Here is a 22255-nt window from a genome sequence, read left to right as displayed (position 1 = left end):
AAAAAGATGCCATAGGAGTTGACCTATGGCACCTTTTTAATGCACAGACAGAGTTGCCTGAAGTTTTTCAATATATTCGTATGCTTCTGCAATGTCTTCTTCTGTATAATTTTGCTTACGCTTTAACGTAAACACTTTTTCTTTTACTTCTTCTTTAGGTAAATTATCAAAATATAAAATCGTAGAGACGAGCTCCAAAAATTTAGAGCTTTGTTCGTTCATATCCTTCATACATTCCTGCAAGTGAGGAAGCTCCAAGTCATAATGACTTAAAAATCCTTCTCCCGCTTCTGTTAATACGTAGCGATACTGCATATACCCGCCTTTTTTCTCTTTAATTTCACTTAAAAAGCCTAAGTTACACAGCTCTTCAATTCGAAGCGTTAATTCCTCAGAATAAGGCCCAAAAAAGTGAAAATTATACTTTTCATAAAAAGGAAACTTCAGTTTTTTTCCGATAAATATCATCTTTTGTAACTTTTTTCTGCCAACAACTTCTCCCGCCGCGGAAAATACTTTCACAATCTTTGCGTGATCGTTTAACACAGCCCCTTCAACTCCTATACTATTTAACTCTGATCTCCTTTTAGTAAGTTTATAATCTGATCTTTAACTTTTCGCTTAGACGACAATTGATCAATGAGATCTTGTGGAAAATATAATTTATGATCGGTTCTCTTTTTCCCTGAAATTGCTTCAACAATCTCCGACTGACGTGATAATTCACGCACTTCATTATTTGGCATCAACAGATGAATCGGCAAACGTTCTTCTTCTTCACCCGGTCGATAAAAATCGTATGGTAAGTCGCTTGAAGAATCGACGACTAAATAATAATCTGGGTTAATGCCCGCTTTTTTAAAAAGTGTTGTAAGCTCCATCCACATTTTCATTTGTGAATTTGGATTAAACTCAATGTATTTAAAAAGCTGACGATTCATAAATCTTCGGCATAGATCAGATAAAATTTCATCCTCTTCTTCTTCCCATGCTTGAAAATAAAATAAAATAACAGATTCATCTAATTTCAAATACTCTTTTAGCGATATTTCTTCTTCAAAAATCGAATAAAAATGAGTGGGCTCCTGCTTGAATTCATAGTAATGATGATGGAGCTCTTTCGCACGATGTAAAATTTTTGTCAAAATAACTTCAGCACTTCTCGTAACAGGATGAAAATACACTTGCCAGTACATTTGATAGCGGCTCATAATATAATCTTCAACCGCATGCATACCGCTGTGTTTAATCACGGCTTGATCTTCCCGAGGACGCATAACACGAAGAATTCGTTCCATATCAAAGTGACCGTAGCTTACTCCTGTGTAATACGCATCACGCTGCAAATAATCCATGCGATCTGCATCAATTTGACTGGAAATTAAACTAACGACAAGCTTATTTTCATATGTTTTCGCGATTACTTCGGCCACTTTTTTAGGAAAATCCTTTCCTACTTTCGTTAACACTTGATTTACCTCCGTGTCACCTACGATAATGGCTTGTGTAAATTCTTCATGATCTAAGTGGAAAACCTTCTCAAACGAATGTGAAAACGGACCGTGACCTAAATCGTGCAGTAAAGCAGCACAAAGACAAAGAAGACGCTCATCTTCATTCCATTCAGGGCGTCCTTGAAAGCCGTCATCAATAATACGGCGCACAATTTCATAAACACCTAAGGAATGACTAAAACGGCTGTGCTCAGCCCCATGAAACGTTAAGTATGTCGTTCCTAGCTGTCTAATACGACGGAGCCTTTGAAATTCGGCTGTCCCAATTAGCTCCCAAATAACACGATCTCTTACATGGATATAGCGGTGAACAGGATCTTTAAATACTTTTTCTTCACTGAGTTTTTCATTAGGATATGTCATTTACATACCTCTCTATCTTCACTTTGTTGTTGCTATAATTTTTCGACACTCACTTCCTATTTTCCTATTCAGAATAAAAAATCACCTTGTCAAGCAACCAAGGTGATTTACCTAACAAACAAGGCGATTCTGTTTGTAAGAAGCTCGTTCGACAAATAAGTAGCAGAAAAGCAGCTATTTATTGTTTCACTATCTATTTTTTTACTTTTTTCTCAATCTTCTCGATTAGTTCATCCTCTGTTGGCGCTGCTACAGGACGGTTGTTTACAAATGCAAATGACTTTTTACGTCCGGGCCCACAGTAAGACTGGCAACCGATTTGTACTTCAGCTTGTTCATCTATTTTTTTAAGTCGAGGTAACAACGTTTTGACGTTTGTTGCCTGACAATCATCACAAATTCTAAATTCATTTGCCATGTTGACACAATCCTTTCAAAATTGGTTCATCATTTTGTCTAAGGGGTATTTTACCCCTATTTGAAGTCCGATGCAAGTTAAAGAAAGAAGCAAAATCTATCATACTCCTAGAAGAAATGGTATAAAGTATGGATTTTTTGTACATGATGATACTACAAAACATGATTACTATGAGTCATGGAAAATAGAGGAGTGAACAAAGTGAAAGATAGACAAGATGCTTGGACAGAAGAAAACGACTTATTATTAGCTGAAACAGTATTGCGCCATGTCCGCGAAGGAAGTACGCAGCTGAATGCGTTTGAAGAAGTTGGAGATGAATTAAATCGAACGTCAGCAGCATGTGGATTCAGATGGAATGCTGTGGTACGCCATCAGTATGAAAAAGCACTGCAGCTGGCTAAAAAACAGCGAAAACAGCGCATGCGTGCACTTGGACAAGAGCAAGGCAAAAAGAAATTATTATATACGCCACCAGCATCTGTAGAGCATGTGGAACAAATGATGTCTGCACCTACAGCAACATATAGCTTATCTGAAACACAAGTAGAAAAAAGCAGCAGTGAAGAGCTTTCAATGGCTGACGTTATTCGCTTTTTGCAAACAATGCCAAATCAAGCGAGCAATTTACAGGCATTGCAAAGTGAAAACAAACGCTTGATGCAAGAAAATGCAGAGTTAGCTAAGAAAAACACAGAGTTGGAAAAACAAATTAAACATCTCGAAGCTAATGCTACTACTATTCAAGAAGACTATGAAACATTAATGCAAATCATGAACCGTGCGCGGAAGTTAGCTCTATTTGATGAAGAAGAACGTTCTTCTACTACGTTTAAAATGGATCGTAACGGAAATCTTGAGAAAATGGCTGAATAAGCTATACGAACGAAGAAAGAGAGATGCCAAACTTGGCTCTTCTTTCTTCTTTTTCTATTTTACAGACAATGATATGACGCCTTTATGCTATAATATGTTCGTTTACTGTTTATAAAGGGGTTTGAGATATGCAGCAGAATAGTTTAAAACTTTTAGCACAGCCCGCTTGGCGTATTATTGATCAATCCAGTCTAGGTCCTCATTTTGATGCCCGTCATTCTTTTGCCATCGATGACACGCTTTGTACAACCGTTGGAAGAGGTGAATCTCCAGCTGTCATGCGCTCATGGGTTCATCACGATACGATTGTATTAGGCATTCAAGATACAAAGCTCCCTCACCTAGCTGAAGGTGCAGCTTATTTAAATGAACAAGGGTATAAAACAATCGTCCGCAATTCAGGCGGCCTCGCTGTCGTACTTGATCAGGATGTTCTAAACATTTCTTTAATTTTTCCAGATGCCGAAAAAGGAATTGATATTGATCGTGGCTATGAAGCCATGTTTGATTTGATTAAGGCCATGTTTGCATCTTACGGTACCGCAATTGAAGCGAAGGAAATCGTAGGCTCCTATTGCCCTGGCAGCTTTGATTTAAGCATTCGCAATCAAAAGTTTGCAGGCATTTCACAGCGACGCGTTCGCGGCGGAGTGGCTGTACAAATTTACTTATGCGTTAACGGAAGCGGCTCTAAACGCGCTTCTCTCATTCGAGAGTTTTACAAAAAAGGTCTCCAAAACACAGAAACTAAATTTTCATACCCAGATATCCAGCCTCATACAATGGCTTCTCTATCTGAGCTATTACAGATTGATTTAACCGTTTCTGATGTCATGCTGCTTTTATTGCAAACACTAAATAGCATGAGCTCTTCTCTTGTAAATATGCCTTTAAATGCTACCGAACAAGAGCTGTTTGAGACGCAGCTGCAGCGCATGTATGACCGCAACGAAAAAGCATTGGGTTCATTAGCCGAATAAAAAAACTCCGCCCTAGGACGGAGTTTTTTTTATTAAAGTGCTTGAGCTGCTGTGATTAAAGCAAGCTTGTACACATCTTCTTCGTTACAACCGCGAGATAGATCGTTTACCGGTTTGTTTAGACCTTGTAAGATTGGACCTACTGCTTCGAAGTTTCCTAAGCGCTGTGCAATTTTGTAACCAATGTTACCTGCTTCAAGGCTTGGGAATACAAATACATTTGCATCTCCTTTGATCACTGAACCTGGTGCTTTCTTTTCAGCTACAGAAGGAACAAATGCTGCATCGAATTGGAATTCGCCGTCTAATGTTACGCTTGGTGCTAATTCTTTTGCAATTTCTACTGCGTTTGCTACCTTTTCTGTTTCCGGAGATTTTGCTGATCCTTTTGTTGAGAAGCTTAGCATAGCAACACGAGGATCGATATCGAACATTTCAGCTGTACGAGCACTTTCGATAGCAATTTCAGCTAAATCTTGGCTGTCAGGTGAAATATTGATTGCACAGTCAGCAAATACGTATTTTTGGTCGCCGCGAACCATGATAAATACGCCAGATGTTTTCTTAACACCTTGTCTTGTTTTGATAATTTGTAGAGCAGGTCGCACTGTGTCTGCTGTAGAATGCGCAGCTCCGCTTACAAGACCGTCAGCTTTGTTCATGTGAACAAGCATTGTGCCAAAATAATTTTCATCTAATAAAATTTTGCGAGCATCTTCTTCTGTTGCCTTGCCTTTACGACGCTCAACAAATGCTGCAACCATTTCATCAAATTCAGAGTAGCTTTGAGGATCCAAAACCTCAACACCGTCTAATTTTACATTTAGTTCTGCTGCTTTTGATGCTACAGCTTCTTTATTTCCAACAACGATAGGCTTTAAGATATTGTCGGCAGCTAAACGAGAAACAGCACCTAATACGCGCTCATCTAATCCCTCTGGGAATACGATTGATACATCGCTAGCTGATACTTTTTGTTTTAAACCTGTAAATAAATCACTCAAAGTAAATCCTCCTCGATATGTAAAAAACTTTTCTCATAATAGGATACTCCACTTTTTTTAAAAATCAAAGGCATGTCCTTCAAGAATCCATGATTACGAAAAAGTCTTTTAATTCTTAATTTTCCACTAACACCTAAAATAAAACCTGTTTTTACTTTGTGACAATTGTTTAAAGTTTAGTCACAAAATCACAGGTTTTTCATTCCAGATCTTCGGACAAACTATGATATAGTAGAATTGGAATTTATCATAATCGGACAATAGGAGTGAAACGAAATGGCAGAAGCAGCACAAACATTAGACGGTTGGTATGCACTTCATGATTTCCGTTCAATCGATTGGGGCGCTTGGAAGCAGTTATCAAGCGATGATCGTCAAGCGGCTATCCATGAATTTTTAGGATTGATTGAGAAATGGAAAGGAACTGAAGCTGAGCAGCAAGGCAGTCATGCTTTATATACCATTGTCGGTCAAAAAGCAGATTTTATGCTAATGCTTGTTCGTCCTACTATGGAAGAACTAAATGAAATTGAAACAGAATTTAATAAAACAAAGCTTGCTGAGTTTACCATTCCTACTTATTCATATGTATCAGTAGTTGAATTAAGCAACTACTTACCTGCCGGTGAGGATCCTTATGAAAATCCTCAAATCCAAGCTAGACTATATCCAACTTTACCAAAAGCTGGTCATGTTTGCTTTTATCCAATGGATAAACGTCGTCAAGGAAATGACAATTGGTACATGCTTCCTATGGAAGAACGACGCAGCTTAATGCGCAGTCATGGAATGATTGGACGTCAATACGCTGGAAAAGTAAAGCAAATCATCACGGGTTCTGTTGGTTTTGATGATTACGAGTGGGGCGTTACTCTTTTTGCAGATGACGTACTTCAATTTAAAAAATTAGTATACGAAATGCGTTTTGACGAAGTAAGTGCTCGCTACGGGGAATTTGGCAGCTTCTTTGTGGGAAATTTATTAAAAGAAGAAGCTATTGCACGCTTTTTACACGTGTAAACTAAGCCGCAAAAGCGTTCATCTCTTTTGTAACGCCTAGAGCAATGAACATCAATGAGCTTCACCTGTAAAAAACCTGTTTCCAAGTGGAAACAGGTTTTTTATTTTCTAGCCATGGCATATTCGCACTTGCAGGACCATATATATACAACAGTGTCACAAGTAAGCGAGGTGGGATAATGGCAGTCGTTGCACACAACGAAGAAGATGTTAAGCTCCTAGCCAGACTCATTCGAGCTGAAGCTGAAAGTGAAGGAAAACAAGGGATGTTACTGGTAGGAAATGTAGGCGTGAACCGCGCTAAAGCTCCCTGTTTGGATTTTAGAAATATAAGAACCATTCGTCAGATGGTGTTTCAAAACCCAGGCGGATTTGAAGCAACTCAAAAAGGCTACTTTTACCAGCGTGCCCGCCAGTCTGAAATTACACTTGCACGACGTGTATTAAGAGGGGAACGTTTTAACCCCGCGGAAAACTCACTGTGGTTTTTCAAGCCCAGCGGCGACTGTCCTGCTCAATGGTATAACCAAAATAACACAGGACGATTTAAATCTCACTGTTTCTTTGCACCAACTCAAGCTGATTGTCCAGGAGTTTACTAATTTCTTTTTGTTTGAAGGAGGTTCCTATGAAAAAACCAAAGTCTAATCAACCGCAACAGCAATATATGCAAAATCCGTATATGAGTCCAAACTACCCTTATTATATGCCTCAGCCGCAGCAGCCCCAACCAGGAGGCCAGCAGGTTCAAGGGCAAAGCCAAGGAGGTCCGCCCCCTACCTCTTCTGGAGGCAGTGGTGCCCCGCAAGACCCAAATCAACTGCCCATTGAAGAATCATATATTGAAAATATTTTACGTTTAAATCGAGGAAAAATAGCGACTGTATATATGACGTTTGAAAATAATACGCAGTGGAACGCGAAGGTCTTTAGAGGAGAAATTGAAGCAGCCGGACGCGATCATATCATTTTAAGTGATCCGCAAACTGGCACCCGTTATTTACTGCTTATGGTTTATCTCGATTACATTACTTTTGAGGGTCCAATCAAATATAATTATCCGTTTAGCGGTGGAGGAGGCCAGCAGTTGAGCAATTATTCTCCGCGTTAAAAAAACCCCTTTTCAGGGGTTTTTTTATAGCCATTTTACAGCTGCAACAACAATTAAAATCCAAGCCACAATAAACGCTACTCCACCTAGGGGAGTAATTGCACCGAGAACTTTAATGCCGGACGTACTTAATACATAAAGACTGCCTGAAAACAGCACAATCCCTGCGAACATAATCCAGCCCGAAGCTGTTAACAAAGAAGACTGAGGAAATTTGCTTAATAGAAACGCAATGACAAACAGCCCCATTGCATGGAACATCTGGTACTGCACTCCTGTTTTCCATACCTCTAAATACTTCTCTGAGATTTTCCCTTCTAACCCGTGTGCTCCAAAAGCACCAAGAGCAACCGCTAACATCGCATTGATTGCACCGATTATTAAAAATAGTTTCATTTTTTTCTCCTCACTTTAGAAATCAAACAAACTATCGCCGTTTGCATCATCTGATTTCAATTTCGTTCCCTCAAAATTAGGTTTGGATGACTGAATAATCTGTTGCTGCATAATCTCAGGCGATTGCATAATTTCCGGTGAAGACATGACAACAGGTTTTGAAACCGAGACAGGTTTCGATACTGGAACCTCTTCATTTTGATCTAATGCAAGCTCACACAGTGCTTTTATGGCAACCAATTGATCTCGAACGTTCGCACTATTCGAATGGTGCTTTGCTTTTTGTACTTCTGCACCAATTTTATCAAGGAGCTGCGCCATTTTTATATCCATGTAGACACCTCATCTTACATTCAATATGACTTTATACAGCTATTTTATCAAAAGATGAAATAGGAGGCTATGTCTGAAGCTAATCTTCATGAAATGCTCACTTTTACACATCATCAATTTGCCAATCGATGGATTGACGTCCGTGTTGGAGCAAAAACTCATTTGCTCGTTGAAAATGATTATTGCCAAAAAAGCCTCGATTAGCTGAAAATGGGCTAGGATGCGGGCTTTCCAAAATTAAATGATGGGAATGATGAATGAGCTCTTTTTTAGCTTGTGCATGTTTGCCCCACAGCAAAAACACGACTGGCTCCTCTTTTTGTGCCACTAATTCAATAATGCGGTCGGTCAGCTGTTCCCATCCTTTTCCTTTGTGAGAATTCGCTTCTCCTTTTCTAACTGTTAAAACAGTGTTAAGCAAAAGAACGCCTTGTTCTGCCCATTTGACTAAATAACCGTTATTCGGAATGTGATAATCCATTTCATTTTTCAGCTCTTTGTAAATATTCACTAAAGAAGGCGGTGTTTTTACTCCTGGCTGAACAGAGAAGCTCAGTCCATGCGCTTGATTTGGTCCATGATAAGGATCTTGTCCCAATATGACAACTTTTACATTTTTATAATCCGTATAGTGTAAAGCGTTAAAAATATCATATTTATCAGGGTAAATGGTGTGGTGATTATATTCATCCACTAAGAATTCTCGAAGCTGTATGTAATAGTCTTTTTGAAATTCTTCTTCTAATAAAGGAGCCCAGTCATTTTTTAAAATACTCATTGCTTATCACCTCATAATAATCTTTTTTGTTATTTTATCGTAAACTCTGCCCCCTGCTCAAACGTTGCCTGCTTTAAATATGCTGAGAGCCTGGGCATATTTTAATATTGTCATGTTCAATGAAACTTTGTATACACTTATAAAGAGTGTATTTTTATATTAAAGGAGGGATTCCATATGATCATCAGCAATCCCCACCAAATAGACGTAACCTACAGCCTGGGTGTTACACCCGTTGAACCGATGATACCAAGAAAATACACCGTTTTCCCAGGTCAACACACTTCTGTTCCTTCCATTCAAATCGGCATTGAATTTGCCTACGATCATATGCAAAAAGAGCGGAACGAATATTTAGCATCCTTCGTCTTCGATAAAGGTTTTTATTCCCTTACTGTGTATTATTACATCGGTGCGCATACATCAACAGATGAAACCATTACACGCTACCTTCACTTTTTAGAACAGCTCCCTGTCATTCTATCGTCTATCTATCACGCTGATGCTTCTTTTTTCGAAAAACATCCACTTTTAATGCACTGTCCTATTTTTATCATTGCCGATAGCCCTGAGCTGCCATTTTCAACAAAAAAATCTATCGGTTCCCTGTATCAATATAAATAAATGAGAAAAGCTACTGTTAAAATAACAGTAGCTTTTTCTCCGTATTCGAAACAAAATACTTTTAAACTTGTTAAAAACATGGAATAATAACTACAAATTGTTTTAATCTATTTGCGTTAACCCTTTAAAATCGTTACAATTTATTAGTAGTTCTATACATAAAGGAAAAGGTAAACAAGCAATCATTCGTTTGTTTATAAAGGCCGGGTTTAACGGGCAATGAATCCCCAGATTTCATTTAAGTGTTGTCTGTTAAAGCGGAAAAAAATTGAACGTAACTACGACAAAGTGAGGTCCTAGAAGTAATGACAAATGTACAACCAAAATCCATTATCGTAATTTTTGGCGCTACAGGTGATTTAGCAAAACGTAAGTTATTCCCCTCTATTTTCCGCTTATATAAAGCGAACAAACTATCGGAAGATTTCGCTGTTGTTGGTGTCGCAAGAAGACCTTGGACTAATGACGAATTACGCGAAAATGTAAAAAAATCAGTGAGCAGTTTCAAAAACAGTGACGCTGACATTGAAAAGTTTGCTTCACATTTTTATTACCAACCGTTTGACGTAACAGATGTCGCTTCTTATCAAGAATTAAAAAGCCTAACAGAAAGCCTTGATGAGCAATACAACGTGCCTGGAAATCGTATTTTCTATCTAGCAATGGCACCTGAATTTTTCGGAACAATTGCTTCGAATTTAAAAAATGAAGGTTTAACACAAACAGAAGGTTGGAGTCGCCTAGTCATTGAAAAGCCGTTTGGCCATGATTATCCTTCTGCTAAAGAATTAAATGAACAAATTCGCCATGCATTTAAGGAAGATCAAATTTATCGTATCGACCACTACCTCGGTAAAGAAATGGTGCAAAATATCGAAGTTATCCGTTTTGCAAATGCTCTATTTGAACCGATGTGGAACAATCAATACATTTCAAACATCCAAATTACGTCTAGCGAGACGCTTGGTGTAGAAGATCGTGGCCGTTACTATGAATCTTCAGGCGCCCTTCGAGATATGGTACAAAACCATATGCTTCAAATGGTGGCCCTGCTTGCAATGGAACCGCCGATTAAATTAACACCGGAAGAAATTCGCAGTGAAAAAGTAAAAGTACTGCGTGCTCTTCGCTCTTTATCAGTGGATGAAGTAGATGATTATTTTGTACGAGGCCAATACGGCAAAGGTGTACTTGAAGGAGAAGAAGTTATCGGCTATCGCGAAGGAAACTCGGTTGATCCTGAGTCTAATACCGCAACGTTTGTATCTGGTAAGCTTATGATTGATAACTTCAGATGGGCTGGCGTACCGATTTATATCCGTACAGGTAAACGCATGAAAGAAAAAGCAACGACAATTGTTGTACAGTTCAAAGACTTACCAATGAACCTGTACTTCAATAAAGATAAAGAAATTCATCCAAACTTGCTTGTCATTCATATCCAACCGGAAGAAGGCATTACGCTTCACTTAAACGCGCGTAAAACGCCAGGTGCCACATCATCCACACCGATTAACTTGAACTATTGCAATAACTGTGGAGATAAAATGAATACACCGGAAGCTTATGAACGCCTTATTTATGATTGCATGCTTGGAGATGCAACGAACTTTACTCACTGGGATGAAGTAGCCCTTTCTTGGAAATTTGTTGATACTATTTCAGAAGCATGGGAAAGTACAAAAGCACAAAACTTCCCGAACTACGAATCAGGTTCAATGGGACCAAAAGAATCAGACGCATTGCTCGCTGAAGACGGTTTCCACTGGTGGCCAGTCGGAGAAGACAACTTCTCACCTAAAGAGTAAATAAAAAAAAGCAGCTGTAGTATACAGCTGCTTTTCTTATTTTTTATTTTAACCACTCAGTATGGAATACGCCCTCTTTATCAACACGTTGATATGTGTGAGCTCCGAAGTAGTCACGTTGCGCTTGTAAAAGGTTCGCTGGTAGCGTTTCTGTACGGTAGCTGTCATAGTAAGCTAATGCACTTGAGAAACTTGGTACAGGAATACCTTGTTTAACCGCAATTGAAATAACTTCACGAAGAGCCGATTGATAGCCTTCTACAATATCCTTGAAGTATGGGTCTAACAATAAGTTTGTTAGATCTGCATCGCGATCGTAAGCTTCTTTAATTTTTTGTAAGAATTGTGCACGGATGATACAACCACCACGGAAGATCATTGCAATATCACCGTACTGTAAATTCCAGTCATATTCTTCAGAAGCTGCTTTCATTTGAGCAAACCCTTGCGCATATGAACAAATTTTACTCATGTACAATGCTTTACGAATTGCTTCTACTAATTCGGTTTTATCGCCTTCAAATGCAGCTGCATTAGGACCGCTCAATACTTTGCTTGCTTTTACACGTTCTTCTTTCATAGCTGAAATAAAGCGTGCAAATACAGATTCCGTAATGATTGGTAGTGGTACACCTAAATCAAGCGCACTTTGGCTTGTCCATTTACCTGTACCTTTTTGACCTGCAGTATCTAAAATAACGTCTACAAGTGCTTTTCCTGTTTCTTCATCTTTTTTCGTAAAGATATCAGCTGTGATCTCAATTAAGTAGCTATCTAGCTCGCCTTTATTCCATTCAGCAAATACTTCATGTAATTCATCTGTTTCTAAGCCTAATACGTTTTTCATAATGAAGTATGCTTCACAAATTAACTGCATATCGCCATACTCGATGCCGTTATGAACCATTTTCACGTAGTGACCTGCACCATTTGGTCCAATGTACGTGCAGCAATCATCGCCTTCAACTTTCGCTGAAATAGCTGTTAAGATTGGTTTTACAAGTTCATATGCTTCTTTTTGTCCGCCAGGCATGATTGAAGGTCCTTTTAATGCGCCTTCTTCTCCGCCGGATACGCCTGTACCGATGAAATGGATACCTAATTCTTCTAGCTCTTTGTTACGACGAATTGTATCCTGGAAGAATGTATTTCCGCCATCGATTAAAATGTCGCCTTTTTCTAAGTATGGTTTTAACGAATCAATTGTTGCATCTGTAGCAGCACCAGCTTTAACCATTAATAAAATTTTACGCGGTTTTTCAAGAGAATTAATAAACTCTTCCACACTGTATGTACCTGCAAAATTTTTACCTTCTGCTTCTGTTTTTAGGAACTCTTCTGTCTTTTCAGGAGAGCGGTTATAAACTGAAACAGAATAGCCTCTGCTCTCAATGTTTAGCGCCAAGTTTTTCCCCATAACCGCTAAACCGATAACACCGATTTGTTGTTTTGCCATGTTAAATTCTTCCCTTCATGTGTAATATGAATTGGTCAACCTAATCGTAACTGAACATATCATAAAGAAAGTTACAGATTCAAGTTTGATATAACCATAATCATACGTTTTATTATACACACTTGAAAAGAATCATGCTCACCGAACATTGATTATTTTGAAGAAAATTTCGATAAAATAAGTGAAATGAACGCAGTTACTAATCATCCGTACATTCTTAACTACTTTTAGACGCATTTTAACATTTTCTTAAACAATTACTTTTGTTAAAATATTAAGCAGTTAATCATTTCAACGAATTGATGATCAACACGGTTGTTACCGTTTTACTATATTTACTGCAGCTAAAAAGGCCGCACTAGTACTTATTTTGTTTTATGAAGAGGGATTTTATATATGACGAAACCAATCAAAGATCCGTTCAAAGAAAATTTTGATACGCTTGAAGAATTCGCTGATCGCATTAGCGAGGTATTGAATTGTCCTATTACGATTGAAGATGCTAATCATCGCTTATTAGCTTATAGCACCCATGACGAAAGAACGGACCAGGCGCGTATTGCCACGATTATTGGAAGAAGAGTTCCGGAAAAAGTCATCAACAACTTATGGAAAGAAGGCATTATTCCTAAACTGCTTGAGACAAATGAACCTGTGCGAGTGAAAAATATAAATGAAATTGGGCTTGGAGATCGTATAGCTATTTCCATCTGGAAAAATGAAGAAGTTCTAGGATTCATCTGGGCTGTTGAAATTGAGAAAGCCTTAGGCGATGAAGAAGTAGAACTATTAAAAAAAGCTGCGAATGTATTAAAAAACAAATTGCTGCAGCTTCAAATTCGAAAATATAAACGAGAAGAGCGCTCACAGGAATTTTTCTGGAAATTATTAACTGGTCATATTAAGTCTCGCCAAGAAATTTCAGAAGCGTTTTATGAAGCTCAAATTACGGCTCCATCAACGTTTTCCATTGCTATCTTCCGCTTCCAAGAAGATATTACGCCTGAAGCTGAACGCCAAATCTCGTATATGTTAAAAACAATGCATCGCTTGAAAATCGTTCTTTATACGATTGATTGCAATGATTTAATCTTACTGCTTTCTTTGGATGCGGTTGAAAATCCTCTTGATGAACAGCGAGATTTTGTAGACTATTTTAGAGGTAACATGTATGAACGCTTTGATGTTACTCAAATTAAAGCCAGCTGCAGCAGTATTTATTCATCGCACGATCATATCGAAAAAAGCTATAAAGAAGCCTTGAACGTATTAGATATGAAAAGTAAGTTTCCAGAAGAAACGAAAGAGATTATTAACTATCAAGAATTAGGTATTTATCAATTTCTAGATGTTATTTTAGACAAGCGCGTGCAAGATCAATTTGAAAACCATTCTTTAAAGAAGCTAACTGATTACGATCTTCGTCATAATAGCAACTTGGTGGAGACTCTCGAAGTATTTTTAAATAATGATAATAACATTAACGAAGCAGCCAAAGAATTAAATGTGCATATGAATACACTTAGCTATCGGTTAAAGCGAATTTCCGAGATTGGTGATATCAACTTAAAGGACGTTAATCAAAAAATGACTCTTTATATTGATATTAAGTTAATGAAATATAAAAAATAACAGATAATGTAACTTCTTTTAACATTGAGCTATTCATTTATTAGAAAATAAATGAATAGCTCTTTTTTTACCTTTTATTTCCTTATGATGTTAGGTGACCTTACATAAAAACCAAAAATTCCGATAAGTAAGCGTTTACATTTGTGTGTTTAAACAAAAACCACTTCTTCAATTCTTCTTTCTAGACAAAGAAATTCCACAAAACTTTCTTTATACTAAAGGTACACAAACGACCAAGGGGGAAATTAATCATGATTATTGGCGTACCAAAAGAAATCAAAAACAACGAAAACCGAGTAGCGATTACACCAGCAGGCGTAGCATCATTTGTTGGTACAGGTCATCGTGTATTAATTGAAAATGAAGCGGGTATTGGAAGTAACTTCACAAATGAAGATTATGTAAAAGCTGGAGCTGAAATTGTTGAGACAGCAGCTGACGTTTGGGCACAAGCTGAAATGATCATGAAAGTAAAAGAACCATTAGCAAGTGAATACGGTTATTTTAGACCAGGTCTTATCTTATTCACATACCTTCACTTAGCAGCTGAACCAGCACTTGCAAAGGCATTAAAAGATAGCGGCGTAACAGCTATTGCTTATGAAACAGTGGCGGTAAATCGTACATTGCCTCTATTAACACCTATGAGTGAAGTAGCAGGTCGTATGGCTGCTCAAATCGGTGCACAATTCCTTCAAAAATCAAACGGTGGAAAAGGAATTTTATTAGCAGGCGTTCCCGGAGTTAGCCGCGGAAAAGTAACGATTATTGGAGGCGGCGGTGTTGGTACAAATGCTGCAAAAATCGCAATCGGCCTCGGTGCTGATGTAACAATTATTGATTTAAGTCCTGAACGCCTACGTCAATTAGACGATATCTTTGGCAACCAAATCAATACGCTAGTTTCAAATCCTTATAATATTGCGGATGCAGTAGCAGAGTCAGATTTAGTGATTGGCGCAGTATTAATCCCAGGTGCAAAAGCTCCAAAACTAGTAACAGAAGAAATGGTGAAATCAATGAAGCCAGGTTCTGTTATTGTTGACGTAGCAATCGACCAAGGTGGTATCGTTGAAACAATCGATCACATTACAACACACGATCAGCCGACGTATGAAAAGCACGGTGTTGTACACTATGCAGTTGCAAACATGCCGGGAGCTGTTCCTCGCACGTCAACGATTGCTCTAACAAATGTAACGGTACCTTACGCACTTCAAATTGCTTCTAAAGGTGTTCACAAAGCAATCGCTCAAAACGAAGCGTTAAAATTAGGAGTGAACGTTGCAAACGGAGCCATTACGTACGAAGCAGTTGCACATGATTTAGGTTATGATTATGTATCAGTAGACGTAGCTCTTGAAAAAGAATTAGCTTCTATCTAATAAATAGTGAAAAACGTCCTTAACCCTCTGTTAAGGGCGTTTTTATTTTGAATGAACAACAATTAGCTGTAAAAAACGCGACTATTTAAAGCTTTGTATATCTGTTCACCGGTAATCTCCGGTACTATTGGCCAGAATTCAGGAGTAGGAAACATAAGGTTACCAGGCGTTCTGTTATGATTTCTATCTAGTTCATGAAAAGGTTCTGGATCATCCGTCTCGCTAAACCGATTCGTAATAAACATAAAATGACCTAATTCATGTGCGAGGAGATACTCATCTGTACTTGCATTTGTCATAATAATAAGCGGAAAAGAGTTATATGTTACAGCAAGAGTAGATGAATAGTCAAAATTAATAGGCCCAAATCTGTTTCCATTCATATAAAACACATATACATCAGCGTTTTGACAAATTTTTCGGCCAGTTTTAAGCATTGCTTGTACCATTGTGAGATGACTAGCCCCTCCAATTGGAAAGTTTTCCGCATTGCTAACAATGCCACTGATGTTTTCTAAAAAAACAAATGAACGTGTAATGGTAAATGTAACACCTTGGATTAATCGGTTTTTCTCATATTGTTTCCATATCCTATTAGCAGCCGCTATGTCTCTTTTTACACGGTTGGGAACTATAGACTGATTATCTTTGGAATTTCGATCAACTTTAGCTCCTGGTAATACGATTATACAAACATTTAAAGTACCTGTCTTAATAGTTTTGAAGTTATCGCTTATTAAATTCGATTTTATATAACAATCTTTGTGATCTTTCTTTTGAAGTTGTGACTGATTAGAAGAATCCGGGCCGTCTTTATAACTGTCATGATTATAATGTTTTTTTATGTGAATCACCCTTTCTTAAGTTTCTATTTATTTTATTCATTAAGAAAAAGAGTGCTTGTACAATAAGGTAAAAAGCCTTTTAATAAGAGGTTTTTTAGCATACGATTACTTCTGAAGGTGGCTACCCTTAAGTTTATGTAAAGTAAATGTTCAAGCCACCTTACATTTCATTCGTTAACTTTCATTTAACTCATGCTTCACAGTCAGTCATAATAATTCTAAATTACACTTAGGATTCATACAGTTTTTAGAAATTGAATATCTACATTAAAAGCGATAAAATAGAAGAAAAAGTGAATGGAAGAAATTTATCTAAAACACATTGGGCAACTAAAAGCCGCCCGGTAGAAATTTTACTCGATTTTCTCTATGAACTTAAAATACGGGAGGATTTTTTATGACAATGAATAAAGCATTAACCATTGCCGGTTCTGATAGCAGCGGCGGAGCTGGTATTCAAGCGGATTTAAAAACATTCCAAGAACTTGGTGTTTACGGAATGACAGCTTTAACAACAATTGTAACAATGGATCCCGATAACAGCTGGTCTCATAACGTATTTCCACAAGAAACTGCAACCGTTGAACAGCAGTTGAAAACAATTGTAAAAGGCGTAGGCGTACAAGCTCTAAAAACTGGTATGCTTGGCTCAGTGGAAATTATTGAACTAGCCGCAAAAACAATTGAAGAATACGATTTAAAAAATGTTGTAGTAGATCCTGTGATGGTATGTAAAGGAGAAGACGAAGCGCTTCACCCGGAAACAACTGTCAGCTTGCGTGATGTACTAGTTCCAAAAGCAACAGTCGTAACCCCTAACTTATTTGAAGCTAGTCAATTAAGCGGACTTGGCCCTATCAAAACGGTTGATCAAATGAAAGAAGCAGCCGTGAAAATTTCTGAACTTGGTGCCAAATATGTATTGATTAAAGGTGGAAGTAAATTAGCACACGAAAAAGCAATCGATTTGCTTTATGATGGAAAGACGTTTGAGATCTTAGAGTCTGAACGTATTGAAACGACATTTACACACGGTGCTGGATGCACATATTCAGCTGCGATTGCTGCTGAATTGGCAAAAGGCAGTGACGTCAAACAAGCTATTTATACAGCAAAAGAGTTTATTACAGAAGCAATTCGCCATTCATTTGCTTTAAATCAATATGTCGGACCAACAAATCACGGTGCATACCGTCGTAAAAAAGAAAAAGTAACAAACTAAAAGCATGCCTAAAGGCATGCTTTTCTATTTTGCTTATTGTTTGACTGTTTCAAGCGCATTTAAGATAGCTTGAGCTACGCCGTGCTCGTCATTGGTTCCTGTTACTATATGGGCAAACTCTTTAATTTCTTGAGGAGCATTTCCCATCACTACGGCACGTCCAACTCGCTGAAACATCGATACATCGTTATAATTGTCTCCAATGGCCATCGTTTCTTCTAAAGAAATATGGCGTTCTTGAACAAATGAGGTAACCGCAATTCCTTTTTGAGCATTTTCATCATTTATTTCAATATTTTCTTTACCAGATGCACTGACTGCAATAGAATCTAACTTCACAAGTTCTATTTTTGCCTGTTCTAACTTTTCTTCATCAAAAGAGAAAGCAAGCAGCTTATAAATGTCCTTGTTTGGATCTTGAAACAACGCTTCATACTCTTCAATAAGCTTTACTCTGCCGCTATTGAAACGCTCTTTTGCCGCTTCTAACGATTTTTCATAATTATCTTTTAAGCTAGCACTTAAATAAATATCCATTAATACGGACAAAGCTTTTTCGTAGTCATTTGAATACGTACCTTCACTTGTATAGACTTCAAAGTACAGCTGAAACTTCTTAAAAATATCTTCTACTTCGCGAATAGATTCCATCGTCATGCCTACTGAATATTGTTTTTCCCCTTGTGGATTGCGAAGCTCTGCTCCGTTTGCACAAATTAAATATGTATGAAGTCCTGCTTCTTCTAAAACATAACGGGCTTCTTCATAAGAACGTCCCGTAGCAACAACAACTTCCACCCCTGCCTTTTGAGCTGTCTTAATCGCTTGGGCATTTTCTTTACTTACAACTTGTTCACTATTTACTAGCGTTCCATCCATATCGATCGCAATACATTTAATCATGATGTACCCCTTCCTATGTATCTTTGCTCTCTTATTGTATTCTAGCATATGTTTTTTAGCGCTTTGCTACTTGCATGTAAAAGATTTACTAATTTTTTGTATACGCGCTGTTATAATCTGTTCCTTTTCTTGCTTTTTCGAAAACCTCTTTGACCGTCTTTAAATGCAAATCAGCTGTTGAATATACGTGAAAATTTACATCCTCTTCCCTCAGATGCTTACCAACGCCGATAGAAACCATATCTGTTTGATTAATAGCTTTTATACCAGCCTCTCCATCTTCTATTGCCACACATGCATAGGGTTTTACTTTTAATTGATCGGCAGCTGTCAAAAATATTTCTGGATCTGGTTTTCCCTTCTTGATTTTTCTCACATCCACAATACAATCAAAAAAAGAGCGTATTCCTAGCGCATCTATTACAGTATTTGCATTTGAACTAGAAGAAGCAATTCCCATTTTAATGCCTTGTTTTTTACAATCCTCTAACAACAATTGTATTCCTGGAAGTAAATGATCCCTTGTCATTTCCCTTATTAATGCTTGATAATGCTTATTCTTTTCATAAGCAAGCTGTTCTTTTTTTTCCTCTGTCAGCTTTACATTGCCTTGTGCAGCAATGAGCTCTACAGTTTTCACTCGGCTGATGCCCTGCAGCTGCTGATTCAGTTCTGGAGAAAATGAAACGTTAAGTTGATCTGCTACTTTTTTATTTGCTCTATAATATAAATGCACCGTATCTGCAATAACACCGTCTAAATCAAAAATAATCGCTTGTAGCTCTTCTTTTTTCATATTATCCTCCTCTGTACTTATCTTTATGCCATTACTTAAATGCTTTTATTACATTCCATCATGTTAAAATACCGTTGATATTGTTCACTTTATCATAAAAATTTTTTCATCATTTGTAATTCACGAATAATTTTTTCAAAAAAAGAGAAATTACAGTATTGCATTATGAAAGCCCTTTTATTACAATAGGTTTATGCAAACGGTTGCACTATATTAAAGATATAGTTTATCAAAAAATAAAATGAAAACCCATACATAGGGGAAGGGGAAAAACTATGAAGAAGTTCTTTTCATTTGATTTTTGGCAGAAATTTGGTAAGGCTTTATTAGTAGTAGTAGCGGTTATGCCCGCAGCTGGTATTATGATTTCACTTGGAAAACTAGTTGCGATGACTGGGGGAGACATCACTGCTGTACAAACAATTGCACGAGTGATGGAAGATATAGGATGGGGCATCATTACAAATCTTCACATCTTGTTCGCTGTTGCCATCGGGGGATCTTGGGCAAAAGAACGTGCTGGCGGTGCATTTGCTGCACTCATTGCATTCGTTCTTATTAATCGAATTACAGGAACCATTTTTGGAGTTAAAGCAGAAATGCTCTCAGATTCAAAAGCAACGGTTCAATCACTATTTGGACAAGAATTAGTTGTAAAAGACTACTTCACATCTATTTTAGGATCTCCCGCTCTTAACATGGGAGTATTCGTAGGAATTATCGCTGGTTTCTTAGGCGCAAATTTATTCAACAAATATTACAATTATGATAAATTGCCTGAAGCCCTTTCGTTTTTTAACGGCAAGCGCTTCGTACCATTTGTGGTCATCGGTGGTTCAGTTGTAACGGCACTGCTTTTATCCATTGTGTGGCCGTTCATCCAAGGTTCGCTAAACAGCTTCGGACAGTGGATTGCAACATCTAGAGATACAGCTCCTATTCTGGCACCATTTATTTTCGGAGCATTAGAGCGTCTCCTTCTTCCGTTTGGTCTACATCATATGCTGACAGTGCCTATGAACTACACGGAGCTAGGCGGTACGTACAAAATTTTAACGGGTTCTGGAGCAGGTTCCACTGTTGCCGGTCAAGATCCTTTGTGGCTTGCGTGGATTGCAGACTTAAACAACTTCCGCGCTGCAGGAGATATGGACAGCTACAAGCAGCTCTTACATGACGTTACACCTGCACGATTTAAAGTAGGACAAATGATTTTATCTTGTGCGTCATTAATTGGAATCGCTTTAGCAATGTATCGCAACGTAGATCCTGACAAACGTTCAAAATATCGTTCAATGTTCTTTTCAGCTGGACTAGCTGTTTTCTTAACAGGCGTAACAGAACCGATTGAATTTATGTTCATGTTCGCGGCGCCTCTTCTATACGTCGTATACGCCATTATGACGGGACTGGCTTTTGCCATTGTTGATATTGTTCATGTTCGTGTACACTCATTTGGCGTAATTGAACTATTAACACGTACACCAATGATTATCAAAGCGGGACTATGGGCTGACTTAATGAATTTTGTCATCGCCTGCCTTGTATTCTTTGGCTTAAACTTTGGAGTGGCAAACTTCTTAATCAAACGTTTTAACTTCCCAACGCCGGGACGCAACGGAAACTATATTGATGAAGAAACAACTGCAACAAGCAGCAAGCAGGTGAAAAATGATTCGCTTGCCCCAGTCATTATTAGACTGCTTGGTGGAGAAAACAATATTGAAGACGTTGATGCTTGTATGACTCGCTTACGTGTAACGGTAAAAGATATACATGCCGTTGCAGGAGAAAGTGAGTGGAAACAAAACGGAGCCCTTGGTTTAATCTTGAAAGATAAAGGGGTACAAGCTATTTATGGACCTAAAGCGGATGTTTTGAAATCCGACATTCAAGATTTGTTAGGAGCTTAACATAATGAAGCTATTAACGTTAAATTGCCACTCTTGGCAAGAGGAAAATCAGCTAGACAAGTTATCTTGTCTAGCTGAAGTAATTAAAAAAGAAAAATATGATGTCATTGCTTTACAGGAAGTAAGCCAAAAAATAAACGCACCTTATGTACATGACTACATTCGTAGCGATAATTACGCTTGGCTTTTAGCAAAAGAACTGGGTAAACAAGGTGAAGACTATCAATTGGTATGGGATTTATCTCATATAGGCTATGAAGTATATGAAGAAGGAATTGCCATTTTAACGAAACACCCGATTATTGAAGAGCATTCATTTTTTGTTTCACAGACGTCAAATATTGACTATTGGAAAACAAGAAGAATTGTTGGAGCAACAATTGAATATGAAAAAGAGCTCCTTACGTTTTATTCTTGTCATCTCGGCTGGTGGGATGACGAGGAAGAGCCATTCAAGCAGCAAGTTGATACACTGCTGGCTCATGTACACAAAGATAACCCGTTTTTCCTACTTGGAGACTTTAATAATGACGCTCATAGACGAAATGAAGGTTACGACTACCTGTTGAGTCAAGGCCTCTATGATACGTATACTCTATCGAACAAAAAAGATAGCGGTATTACAGTTAAAGGGAACATTGCTGGATGGGATGATAATGAACGGGCACTGCGCCTTGATCTAATTCTATCGAGTCATGCGCAGGATATTCAATCATCGACTGTAGTTTTTAACGGCATCCATTATCCCGTTGTTTCTGACCATTTTGGGGTAAGCGTTGAAGTGAAATAAGTGACATAAAGCGAACGAATAGCGTTCGCTTTTTTCTTGTGATTATGATTATGTGAAAATCATCTTCTTTACTGCTTTATCTATCGTT

23 protein-coding genes are annotated in these 22255 nt (G+C 37.9%); 12 read left to right on the top strand and 11 right to left on the bottom strand.

Annotated features, from left to right (window positions below):
• Positions 1-36: 36 nt before the first annotated feature.
• The 3 genes from ACOZIR_RS21860 to ACOZIR_RS21850 all read right to left on the bottom strand — a co-directional run bounded on the left by ACOZIR_RS21860 (position 37) and on the right by ACOZIR_RS21850 (position 2295).
• Entirely contained in the window at positions 37-546 is a 510-nt protein-coding gene (locus ACOZIR_RS21860) for a YwgA family protein (protein ID WP_013085498.1), read from the bottom strand.
• Positions 547-569: 23 nt separating this feature from the next.
• Positions 570-1877, bottom strand: coding sequence for an HD domain-containing protein (locus ACOZIR_RS21855; RefSeq protein ID WP_013059849.1), 1308 nt, complete (start codon positions 1875-1877; stop codon positions 570-572).
• Between the two features lie 193 nt (positions 1878-2070).
• Entirely contained in the window at positions 2071-2295 is a 225-nt protein-coding gene (locus ACOZIR_RS21850; protein ID WP_013059850.1) for a DUF1450 domain-containing protein, read from the bottom strand.
• 201 nt (positions 2296-2496) lie between these two features.
• Between ACOZIR_RS21850 and ACOZIR_RS21845 the strand changes: the two genes are divergently transcribed.
• Complete coding sequence (locus ACOZIR_RS21845) at positions 2497-3171, top strand: RsfA family transcriptional regulator (RefSeq protein WP_013085499.1); 675 nt, start codon at positions 2497-2499, stop codon at positions 3169-3171.
• Positions 3172-3299: 128 nt separating this feature from the next.
• Positions 3300-4151, top strand: coding sequence for a lipoate--protein ligase family protein (locus ACOZIR_RS21840; protein WP_045293875.1), 852 nt, complete (start codon positions 3300-3302; stop codon positions 4149-4151).
• A gap of 32 nt (positions 4152-4183) precedes the next feature.
• On the opposite strand, the gene pta is transcribed toward ACOZIR_RS21840, so the two are convergent.
• On the bottom strand, positions 4184-5155 hold the full coding sequence (gene pta, locus ACOZIR_RS21835; protein WP_045293876.1) for a phosphate acetyltransferase: 972 nt from the start codon (positions 5153-5155) through the stop codon (positions 4184-4186).
• 276 nt (positions 5156-5431) lie between these two features.
• On the opposite strand from pta, the gene hemQ reads away from it, so the two are divergent.
• From hemQ to gerQ, 3 genes are all read left to right on the top strand, one after another.
• Entirely contained in the window at positions 5432-6175 is a 744-nt protein-coding gene (hemQ, locus tag ACOZIR_RS21830; RefSeq protein ID WP_045293877.1) for a hydrogen peroxide-dependent heme synthase, read from the top strand.
• Between the two features lie 179 nt (positions 6176-6354).
• Positions 6355-6777 carry a cell wall hydrolase gene (locus tag ACOZIR_RS21825; RefSeq protein WP_016765947.1) on the top strand — a complete coding sequence of 141 codons (423 nt, stop codon included), beginning with the start codon at positions 6355-6357 and terminating at the stop codon, positions 6775-6777.
• A 26-nt stretch (positions 6778-6803) separates the two neighbouring features.
• Positions 6804-7286 carry a spore coat protein GerQ gene (gene gerQ / locus ACOZIR_RS21820; protein WP_045293879.1) on the top strand — a complete coding sequence of 161 codons (483 nt, stop codon included), beginning with the start codon at positions 6804-6806 and terminating at the stop codon, positions 7284-7286.
• A gap of 24 nt (positions 7287-7310) precedes the next feature.
• Here the strand turns inward: gerQ and ACOZIR_RS21815 are convergent, their stop codons facing one another.
• The 3 genes from ACOZIR_RS21815 to ACOZIR_RS21805 all read right to left on the bottom strand — a co-directional run bounded on the left by ACOZIR_RS21815 (position 7311) and on the right by ACOZIR_RS21805 (position 8793).
• Positions 7311-7682, bottom strand: a complete 372-nt coding sequence (locus ACOZIR_RS21815) for a DUF423 domain-containing protein (RefSeq protein WP_013059856.1) — start codon at positions 7680-7682, stop codon at positions 7311-7313.
• 15 nt (positions 7683-7697) lie between these two features.
• A complete protein-coding gene (locus ACOZIR_RS21810; RefSeq protein WP_237758522.1) occupies positions 7698-8003 on the bottom strand; it encodes a YwdI family protein in 306 nt (101 codons plus the stop codon).
• Between the two features lie 115 nt (positions 8004-8118).
• Positions 8119-8793, bottom strand: a complete 675-nt coding sequence (locus tag ACOZIR_RS21805) for a uracil-DNA glycosylase (RefSeq protein WP_013085506.1) — start codon at positions 8791-8793, stop codon at positions 8119-8121.
• Positions 8794-8970: 177 nt separating this feature from the next.
• Here ACOZIR_RS21805 and ACOZIR_RS21800 point away from each other — a divergent pair, with 177 nt between their 5' ends.
• Complete coding sequence (locus ACOZIR_RS21800) at positions 8971-9417, top strand: staygreen family protein (RefSeq protein ID WP_013085507.1); 447 nt, start codon at positions 8971-8973, stop codon at positions 9415-9417.
• Positions 9418-9722: 305 nt separating this feature from the next.
• Positions 9723-11225, top strand: a complete 1503-nt coding sequence (zwf, locus tag ACOZIR_RS21795; protein WP_013085508.1) for a glucose-6-phosphate dehydrogenase — start codon at positions 9723-9725, stop codon at positions 11223-11225.
• Between the two features lie 43 nt (positions 11226-11268).
• Here zwf and gndA read toward each other — a convergent pair whose 3' ends face one another.
• Positions 11269-12681, bottom strand: a complete 1413-nt coding sequence (gene gndA, locus ACOZIR_RS21790; RefSeq protein WP_013059861.1) for an NADP-dependent phosphogluconate dehydrogenase — start codon at positions 12679-12681, stop codon at positions 11269-11271.
• Positions 12682-13077: 396 nt separating this feature from the next.
• Here gndA and ACOZIR_RS21785 point away from each other — a divergent pair, with 396 nt between their 5' ends.
• Together ACOZIR_RS21785 and ald are read left to right on the top strand one after the other, a co-directional pair.
• Positions 13078-14313, top strand: a complete 1236-nt coding sequence (locus tag ACOZIR_RS21785; protein WP_025752458.1) for a PucR family transcriptional regulator — start codon at positions 13078-13080, stop codon at positions 14311-14313.
• A 251-nt stretch (positions 14314-14564) separates the two neighbouring features.
• Complete coding sequence (gene ald, locus ACOZIR_RS21780) at positions 14565-15698, top strand: alanine dehydrogenase (RefSeq protein ID WP_045293883.1); 1134 nt, start codon at positions 14565-14567, stop codon at positions 15696-15698.
• 62 nt (positions 15699-15760) lie between these two features.
• On the opposite strand, the gene ACOZIR_RS21775 is transcribed toward ald, so the two are convergent.
• Positions 15761-16552 carry a hypothetical protein gene (locus ACOZIR_RS21775; RefSeq protein ID WP_045293884.1) on the bottom strand — a complete coding sequence of 264 codons (792 nt, stop codon included), beginning with the start codon at positions 16550-16552 and terminating at the stop codon, positions 15761-15763.
• A gap of 388 nt (positions 16553-16940) precedes the next feature.
• Here ACOZIR_RS21775 and pdxK point away from each other — a divergent pair, with 388 nt between their 5' ends.
• A complete protein-coding gene (pdxK, locus tag ACOZIR_RS21770; protein ID WP_045293885.1) occupies positions 16941-17765 on the top strand; it encodes a pyridoxine/pyridoxal/pyridoxamine kinase in 825 nt (274 codons plus the stop codon).
• 33 nt (positions 17766-17798) lie between these two features.
• On the opposite strand, the gene ACOZIR_RS21765 is transcribed toward pdxK, so the two are convergent.
• Both ACOZIR_RS21765 and pgmB read right to left on the bottom strand, forming a co-directional pair.
• Positions 17799-18668, bottom strand: coding sequence for a Cof-type HAD-IIB family hydrolase (locus ACOZIR_RS21765; RefSeq protein WP_328120447.1), 870 nt, complete (start codon positions 18666-18668; stop codon positions 17799-17801).
• A gap of 88 nt (positions 18669-18756) precedes the next feature.
• Positions 18757-19464, bottom strand: coding sequence for a beta-phosphoglucomutase (gene pgmB, locus ACOZIR_RS21760; RefSeq protein WP_045293887.1), 708 nt, complete (start codon positions 19462-19464; stop codon positions 18757-18759).
• A 275-nt stretch (positions 19465-19739) separates the two neighbouring features.
• On the opposite strand from pgmB, the gene ACOZIR_RS21755 reads away from it, so the two are divergent.
• Complete coding sequence (locus tag ACOZIR_RS21755; protein ID WP_421535819.1) at positions 19740-21377, top strand: PTS transporter subunit IIBC; 1638 nt, start codon at positions 19740-19742, stop codon at positions 21375-21377.
• 4 nt (positions 21378-21381) lie between these two features.
• Positions 21382-22167, top strand: coding sequence for an endonuclease/exonuclease/phosphatase family protein (locus ACOZIR_RS21750; RefSeq protein ID WP_340141660.1), 786 nt, complete (start codon positions 21382-21384; stop codon positions 22165-22167).
• Positions 22168-22255: the final 88 nt, after the last annotated feature.

It is taken from the genome of Priestia sp. D3YE.R1 (assembly GCF_049199565.1).
GTDB classification, from domain to species: Bacteria; Bacillota; Bacilli; order Bacillales; family Bacillaceae_H; genus Priestia; species Priestia aryabhattai.
The sequence above is the reverse complement of the archived record's forward strand: the minus strand, read 5'-3'. Positions and strand labels throughout refer to the sequence as shown.